The organism is Streptomyces sp. NPDC041796 (assembly GCF_055590785.1).
On the sequence record NZ_JBVJAH010000003.1, the window covers coordinates 106,451 to 113,581 of the forward strand.

Here is a 7,131-nt window from a genome sequence, read left to right on the forward strand (position 1 = left end):
CATGTCGTCGATGGCCCCGGAGCCGCGCGAGCAGGACCGTTCGGTGGGTGAGCTGCTGTCCGCGGTGACGTCGGATGTGCAGACGCTTTTCCGGCAGGAAGTGGAGTTGGCCAAGGCTGAGATCCGCGAGGAAGCCGCCAAGGCGGGGAAGGCCGCCGGAATGTTCGGCGGGGCCGGGTTCGCCGGCTACATGGTGTCCCTTTTCGTGTCACTCGCGGCGATGTTCGGCCTGGCCAATGTGATGGATCTGGGCTGGGCTGCGCTGATCATCACCGCGGTGTGGGCGGTGATCGGTGCGGTGCTATTCGTGATGGGCCGCTCCCGAATGCGGAGCGTGTCGCCGAAGCCGGAGCAGACGGTGGAGACGTTGAAGGAGGACGCGCAATGGGCACGTCACCCGACGAGGTAAGGGCCGACATCGAGACCACACGGGAGCGGCTGTCGCAGGATGTCGACCAGCTGGCCGAGCGCACCAGCCCTCGGCGGATGGTGCGCCACCGCACGGCTCGGGTCCGTGGCGCGGTTTCCGGTGCGCGGGAGCGCGTCATGGGCACCCGTGACGCGGTTTCCGGTGCGCGGGAGCGCGTCATGGGCACCGCTTCGCACGCCGCAGGGAAGGCTCAAGACCGTACGCGGCAGGCCGCCACCTCGCTACAGGAGAGCGCCGGGCAGGCCACGGACACCGGGCGCCAGGCCGCCGGACAGATCGGTGAGGCGGTCAGCAGCGCGCCGGAGCAGGCCGTGCGGCAGACGCAGGGCAATCCGCTGGCAGCCGGGCTGATCGCTTTTGGCGCCGGGCTGTTGGCCGCCTCACTCCTGCCGACCTCGCAGGCCGAGGAGCAGGCTGCCACCCAGATCTCCGAGAAGGCCGGAGAGGCGATCGAGCCGGTCAAGGAAGCGGCGCTGGAGTCCGCCCAGCAGGTGAAGCAGGACGCCACCGAGGCCGCCAAGCAGGCCGTCCAAGAGGTCAAGGGCACGGCCGCGGAAGCTGCGCAGACCACCAAGGAGAAGGCCAGCGAGCAGGCCAGCCAGGTCACCGAGCAGGCGAAGGAGTCCGGGCAGCAGGTGGCCGAAGAGGCCCGCCGGCAGGCCCCCGGCTCTTGAACCATCCGCAGCCGCCGCACTGCCTTTGCCCCTCCTCCCTCGGGCTGTGCGGCGGCACCCGTCCGAGAAGGGGTGAGCCATGGCGCAAAACCCGGCATCAGATGGCAACGGCACCTCCCGCCCGAGGACGAAGGGCAAGCCGCCGGCCGAGAAACCGACGGATCTACCCAAACGATCCTGGCTCGGAGTACTCAAACGCACCGTGAAAGAGTTCAAGGAAGACAACCTCACCGACTGGGCGGCCGCCCTGACCTACTACGGGGTCTTGGCGATCTTCCCCGCCCTGCTGGCTCTGGTGTCCATCCTGGGGCTGCTGGGCACTTCCACCATCAGGCCGCTGATCGACAACCTCGGCAGCCTCGCCCCCGGGGCTGCCCGGGACATCCTCACCAACATCCTGAAGCAGCTGGAAGGCAACCAGGGCCGAGCCGGCATCGCGCTGATCATTGGGATCGCGGTCGCCCTGTGGTCGGCCTCGGGGTACATCGCAGCATTCATGCGCGCGTCCAACGCCGTCTACGACATCGGTGAAGGCCGCCCCGTATGGAAGACCATGCCCACCCGGCTGGTCATCACCCTGGTCGTAGTGGTGCTGCTGGCAGTCATGGCGGTGGGCGTGGTCTTCACCGGCAACCTGGCCAAGAAGACCGGAGAGATCCTCGGACTGGGCGACACGGCCATCACGGTGTGGAACATCGCCAAATGGCCCGTGCTGGTCCTGCTGTTCATGCTGATCATCGCGCTGCTGTACTGGGCGTCACCGAACGTCAAACGCACGTTCCGCTGGGTCAGCCCGGGCAGCATCATCGCCGTCGTCATCTGGCTCATCGCCTCCGCTCTCTTCGCCCTGTATGTGGCGAACTTCAGCAGCTACGACAAGACCTACGGCAGTATGGCGGCGGTCATCATCTTCCTGATCTGGATGTGGATCACCAACATCGCGATCCTGCTCGGCCTGGAGTTCAACGCCGAACTCGAACGCGGCCGCGCCATCGAAAGCGGCCACCCGCCCGGCGAAGAGCCCTACGTCGAGCCCCGCGACACCCGCAAACTCTAAGTCCGGCCACCCCGTCCCGGCCCGCCGGTTCCGCTGAGTAAGAGGTTGGCTGCCGTCTCACATTCCTCATGTCGCGTACATGTCGCCCCCGGCGCATACCGAGCATTGCCCACCCATGCGCAGTCGCCAGAGCGCACGAGGGGTGTTACGACAGGCTGCGCAGCAGCAGGCGGGGCGCACGGCGGACCAGAACGGCGCCGGCTATCCCGATGACGGCGCCGAAAGCGACATCACTGGGGTAGTGGGCTCCGCTGTGGACGCGCTCCACAGCCACCAAAGTGGCCGGAACGGCGGCGGCCGCTCCCCACCACGGAGAAGACGCGGCCACGGAGGCAGTGAAGCCCACCGCGGCAGCGGTATGCCCGGAGGGGAAGGACGAGGAGTCCGGACGATCCTCGACACCGTCGTGCGGAATCAACTCTTGAGGCGGCCTGCGCCGCTCATACAACTGCTTGCACACGGCATTCGCGACCAGCTGCGAAGCGAGCATACTCAGCACGCCCGACGCTGCGGCCCTTCGGCTGATCCGCCCGCCCCCCGCGGCCATCAGCGCCGCAGTGCCCCACCACAGCTTGGTCCCCTCAGCGGCAGACTCCACCGCCGGCAGACCTTTCCGTACCCAGGGCGAGTCCCACGAAGCGGCCCTTCGGGTCAGATGCCGGTCCAGGCGGCGCAGGTCGCGGAGCAGAAGCATGGCCACCGCTTTCCCCTGATCCGCTAGCTGACACCCCAGCTCAATCCGCTTTGCGTCCTGCACCTCGCCGGACCCCGAGCTCCGCCAGCACCAACTGGACATTAACCCATATAACATGTCTCCTCGCCATTCCCTCGGTTACGCGGCTGGTAACCACCCAGGGAAGCAGGAGGGTCAAGATGATCACCCGAGAGCAGATCCCGGCCGCGCTGGAGCATCCCTCTACGACGCGGAGGGGAAACAAGGTCGGCGAAGCCAAGCACGTCTTTCTCGATGACGTCACCGGTACCACCTGGCAAGGATCAAGGACGCCCCCAACATCGATGTCGACGCCGGTGGACACCTGTCCGAGGACGAAGAACACCGCCTGTACGAGTACTACGGCAGCGACTGGGACGCCGCCTGGCAGCAGGCCAACCAGCCCGGCGAAGGCGGCTGGCCCGCAGCAAGGGCGACGACGCGATGACCCGCTCCGAGGAGCAGATGCACGTCGGCACTGAACGCCGCGAGGCAGGACGCACACGGCTGCGCAAGTACGTCGCGTCGTCACCGAAGAGGTCCAGCAACCCGTCCCCGTGCGCCGCGAAGAGGTGCGCCTGGAGCGCGAGCCGATCACCGACGCCAACGTCGACGACGCGATGTCCGGGCCCGACATCTCCGAGGCCGAAGACGAGGTCACGCTCCACGAAGAAAAGCCCGTGGCTCAGACCGAAGCGGTACCAGTCGAACGCGTACGTCTCACTCCGGAATAGCACGGAAGACACGGAAGAGGAGACCGTCACCGGCGAGGTCCGCAGAGGGCGGATCGAGGCCGAAGGCGTCGACGAAGAGGACGACCGCCGTCGCCAACTTACGTGTGCCCCGCGCCCTTACAGGCGTCCGGGGGGCCTCAGGTTCCCGCGCCCGCCCGGCCGGTCCCATAGCCCCAGGCGGGCGCGGACGACGCGAGCAAGACCCGGTGATGCTGGTCTGGGGCCCACGGGTCACCTCGTGGGGTTACCCGCTCCGGTGCCGCCGCTCCTGAAGCTTTTTCATCTGGTCTTGAATGAGCGCGCTGCGTTCCCTCGCCTTGGCCTTCTTCTGCCCTTTGTTCTTCTGCTCGCCTTGGCCCTTCTGTCGCAGCTTGTCGGCCATCTCCTTGGCCCGCTGCCTCATCTCGCCAGCGCCCATGGTCACGCCTCCTCGCAGCAAATATGCACAAATCTCCTGTCCAGATTTACACGCGATAAGGCGGCCCGCACCCTGCCGCCGTTCACACCTGCCGCAGCAACCCACCCTCGGCCCGGTGCTCACCAGCGTCCCGAAAGGCGCCCGTCCTTGTAGGGCTCTGCGCCACCAAGGACGCCGTGGTCCCGGCCGGGGCGCCGGAAGGTGGAAGCCGCCTACGAGGCCGACCGCCGCCAGACCTGCCCCCGGTGCCGACAACGGCTGAGACAGCATCACGCCCGCTGCGTTGTTTCCAGGGTCAGACGTCCGCGCGCAGCCGGACCACCCGCGGGATGACGGCGTGCCACGTGGCACCGCCTTCGACTTCGGCGACCAGGCCGGCACGCACGGGCGTCCACTGCGTCTCACCGATCCAGGCCTGGCCGGGCTCGGCCAGGGCCGACAGGACCGGGGGCGAGCTGCAGGCGCAGCGCGGGAGCGCGGTGGAAAGTGGCGCCGTGACGGCGGGGCGGGCGCGTTCGACGAGCTGAAGCACGAGGGCGGCGGGGCGGTCTGGACGGCCAGTGAAGCCAGACCCCGCAGCGTCGGATGTCTAGATGACGGCCCCGCCGTCCAAGACGGTGCCGACGCGCAGCGACCGGTCGAACAGCGCCCGTACCGTGTGGTGATCCATACGGTCAGCCCATCGGCGCGCCCCTGGTGCGCCAACCGGTTTTCCCGGTGGCGCCGTCAGGCTTCGTGGTCGTACACGGTCACCGGTATCCCCCGGGCCGCCAGCCGCTCCGCTATCAGCGGCTCCACCCGGGACCACTTGCCGCCCGCGAGTCCGCAGCCGATGCGCGGCATATGGACGGAGGCGCCCAGCTCGGCAGCCCTGTCGGCGAGCCGGCCCAGGGCCGCGTCGATCGCCTCGTACCGCACGGGCACCCCCTTGCTGCCCGTCCGCATCCCCCGCTGGCCCACCATGTTGGCCACCCACAGATACGGCCCCACCTGGACGAACTGCACGGCGCCCAGCCCGAAGTCGTTCCCGGCGCGCTCACGGTGCCAGCGCCGGTACGCGGCTTCGGGCTCCGGCCAGCGGCGGGAGAGCGCCAGGACGAAGCCCTTGCCCCAGCCGCCCAGGTCGTTGCAGACATGCGCGATGATTTTGACGCCCTTACCGGCCGGCGCGGTGGCGTCCCCCCGTGCGTAGGCGATCCCCGTCATGCGAACTACCGTACGGGCACCGGATCGGAGCGGCTTGTGCAGGGCCTGAGAAGGTGGGCGGCTCGTACCCCTGGACGCCGGGCGTGGCTTTCACAGCGATGGTGGTACAGCAATACTGTTGGACACACCCAGCGTACGAACCGGAAGTGAGGCCCGCATGGCGACCGAGGCGACCGAGCCCACCGGGACCGCGGCGACCGGGAGCGGGCCGGCCGGGACCGGGGAGCAGCAGCCGACGCTCACCGTCGACGAGCTCGCCGCCCGGGCCGGCGTCACTGTGCGCACCATCCGGTTCTACAGCACCCGCGGCCTGCTGCCGCCGCCCGTCATCGGCCCGCGCCGGGTGGGGCATTACGGGCCCGAGCACCTCTCCCGGCTGGCGCTCATCGAGGAACTCCAGCACCAGGGCATGACGCTCGCCGCGATCGAACGGTACCTGGAGCAGCTCCCGCCCGATCTGAGCGCTCACGACCTGGCCATCCACCGGGCGCTGGTGGCCACCTGGGCGCCCGACGCGCCGGAGGAACTGTCCCGGGCCGAGCTGGAGCGGCGCGCCGGGCGGGCGCTCGGCGACGAGGACCTGGACCGGCTCGCCGCGATGGACGTGCTGGCCCCTACAGGGGCGGACGGCACCTTCCGGGTCGACCCGGGCCTGCTGCGGCTGGGGGTGCGGCTGCTGGACGTGCCCATCGCCCACGAGACGATCCTGGCGTCCCGCACGGTCCTGGTGGAGCACACCCGGGCGGCCGCCCAGGAGCTGACACGGCTGTTCCGGGACGAGGTGTGGGGCCCCTACCGGGAGCGCGAGTCCGACCCGGAGCACGTGGCGGCGATGAAGTCGCTGTCCGCCCATATGCAGCCGCTGGTCGTGCAGGCGCTGGTGACGGCCTTCCAGCGGTCACTGAAGGAGGAGCTGGGCGCCGCGTTCCGCGCGGAGTGAGCGCCGAATGGGCCCGGGGGTGGCACGATGCGGGCCATGGCCATGCTGTTCGAGCACCAGGGGCACGCGCCCACCGTCGACCCGACCGCCTACGTGGCGCCGAACGCCACCCTCTGCGGAGACGTACGGGTCGGACCCGGCTGCCGGATCCTGTTCGGTGCGGTCCTGACCGCCGAGGGCGGTCCGGTCGAGCTGGGTGAGGGCTGCATCGTGATGGAGAACGCCGTGCTGCGCGGCACCCGCCAGGACCCGGTGCGGCTGGGAAGGCACGTCCTCGTGGGTCCCGGTGCCTATCTCGTCGGCTGTGAGGCGGCCGACGACGTCTTCTTCGCCACCGGCACACGCGTGTTCAACGGCGCGCGCCTCGGGGCCCGCTGCGAGGTCCGCGTCAACGGCGTCGTCCACCTGAGGACGGTCCTCGCCGAGGACACGACCGTGCCGATCGGCTGGGTGGCGGTGGGCGATCCGGGGCAGTTGTTCCCGCCGGACGACCACGGCGAGATCTGGGCGGTGCAGCGGGAACTCGACTTCCCCGGGTACGTGTTCGGCCTGGACCGCCCGGCGGAGGGTGCCTCCCTGATGCCGGAGGTCTCCCGCCGTTACGGCCGCGCGCTGGCCCGGCACCGGGACGACCGCCCGGTGGACGGCGACCGCGGGGACGACGCCTAGGTGCTCGGGCGCCGTGGCGGACGGGTTGTCACCGTGACGAGCAAGGGCCCGCCACCGCCTCGCGACGGCGGGCCGCTCGCCGACGAGGGCGGTCGGGCAGACCACTGAAGGTCGTCACCCGCCGGGCCCGGCGGCCGGATCACCTCGCGGAAGGACTCGGCCACCGTCTCGCGACGGCGGGGGGGGGGGGGGGGGGGGGTTGGGGTGAGGGCCGCGGGGGGGGGCGGCGGCCTAGGGGGGGGGGTGGGGGGGTGTGGGGGGGGGGGGGGGGGGGGGGGTTTGTTTGTGTGC

General features: G+C 70.0%; 9 protein-coding genes and 1 pseudogene. 6 read left to right on the plus strand and 4 right to left on the minus strand.

Features of this window, described 5'->3' with window-relative positions; translation table 11 throughout:
* The first annotated feature begins 1 nt into the window (after position 1).
* From ACZ6C1_RS06655 to ACZ6C1_RS06665, 3 genes are all read left to right on the plus strand, one after another.
* Complete coding sequence (locus tag ACZ6C1_RS06655; protein WP_469238343.1) at positions 2–409, plus strand: phage holin family protein; 408 nt, start codon at positions 2–4, stop codon at positions 407–409.
* A complete protein-coding gene (locus ACZ6C1_RS06660; RefSeq protein ID WP_469238345.1) occupies positions 385–1,104 on the plus strand; it encodes a DUF3618 domain-containing protein in 720 nt (239 codons plus the stop codon). Before ACZ6C1_RS06655 ends, ACZ6C1_RS06660 begins: the two co-directional genes overlap by 25 nt.
* A gap of 79 nt (positions 1,105–1,183) precedes the next feature.
* Entirely contained in the window at positions 1,184–2,161 is a 978-nt protein-coding gene (locus ACZ6C1_RS06665; RefSeq protein ID WP_469238347.1) for a YihY/virulence factor BrkB family protein, read from the plus strand.
* 145 nt (positions 2,162–2,306) lie between these two features.
* Here ACZ6C1_RS06665 and ACZ6C1_RS06670 read toward each other — a convergent pair whose 3' ends face one another.
* Positions 2,307–2,855, minus strand: a complete 549-nt coding sequence (locus ACZ6C1_RS06670) for a phosphatase PAP2 family protein (protein ID WP_469239061.1) — start codon at positions 2,853–2,855, stop codon at positions 2,307–2,309.
* A 179-nt stretch (positions 2,856–3,034) separates the two neighbouring features.
* On the opposite strand from ACZ6C1_RS06670, the pseudogene ACZ6C1_RS06675 reads away from it, so the two are divergent.
* A pseudogene (locus tag ACZ6C1_RS06675) lies at positions 3,035–3,698 on the plus strand (YsnF/AvaK domain-containing protein); the annotation flags it as partial.
* 153 nt (positions 3,699–3,851) lie between these two features.
* On the opposite strand, the gene ACZ6C1_RS06680 reads toward ACZ6C1_RS06675, so the two are convergent.
* From ACZ6C1_RS06680 to ACZ6C1_RS06690, 3 genes are all read right to left on the minus strand, one after another.
* A complete protein-coding gene (locus ACZ6C1_RS06680; RefSeq protein ID WP_469239108.1) occupies positions 3,852–4,025 on the minus strand; it encodes a hypothetical protein in 174 nt (57 codons plus the stop codon).
* A 295-nt stretch (positions 4,026–4,320) separates the two neighbouring features.
* Entirely contained in the window at positions 4,321–4,557 is a 237-nt protein-coding gene (locus ACZ6C1_RS06685; protein ID WP_469238349.1) for a hypothetical protein, read from the minus strand.
* A gap of 194 nt (positions 4,558–4,751) precedes the next feature.
* Positions 4,752–5,231 carry a macro domain-containing protein gene (locus ACZ6C1_RS06690; RefSeq protein WP_469238350.1) on the minus strand — a complete coding sequence of 160 codons (480 nt, stop codon included), beginning with the start codon at positions 5,229–5,231 and terminating at the stop codon, positions 4,752–4,754.
* Between the two features lie 157 nt (positions 5,232–5,388).
* On the opposite strand from ACZ6C1_RS06690, the gene ACZ6C1_RS06695 reads away from it, so the two are divergent.
* Positions 5,389–6,171: a MerR family transcriptional regulator gene (locus ACZ6C1_RS06695; protein WP_469238352.1), complete on the plus strand. Its 783-nt coding sequence runs from the start codon at positions 5,389–5,391 to the stop codon at positions 6,169–6,171.
* A gap of 36 nt (positions 6,172–6,207) precedes the next feature.
* Entirely contained in the window at positions 6,208–6,840 is a 633-nt protein-coding gene (locus ACZ6C1_RS06700; protein ID WP_469238355.1) for a gamma carbonic anhydrase family protein, read from the plus strand.
* Positions 6,841–7,131: the final 291 nt, after the last annotated feature.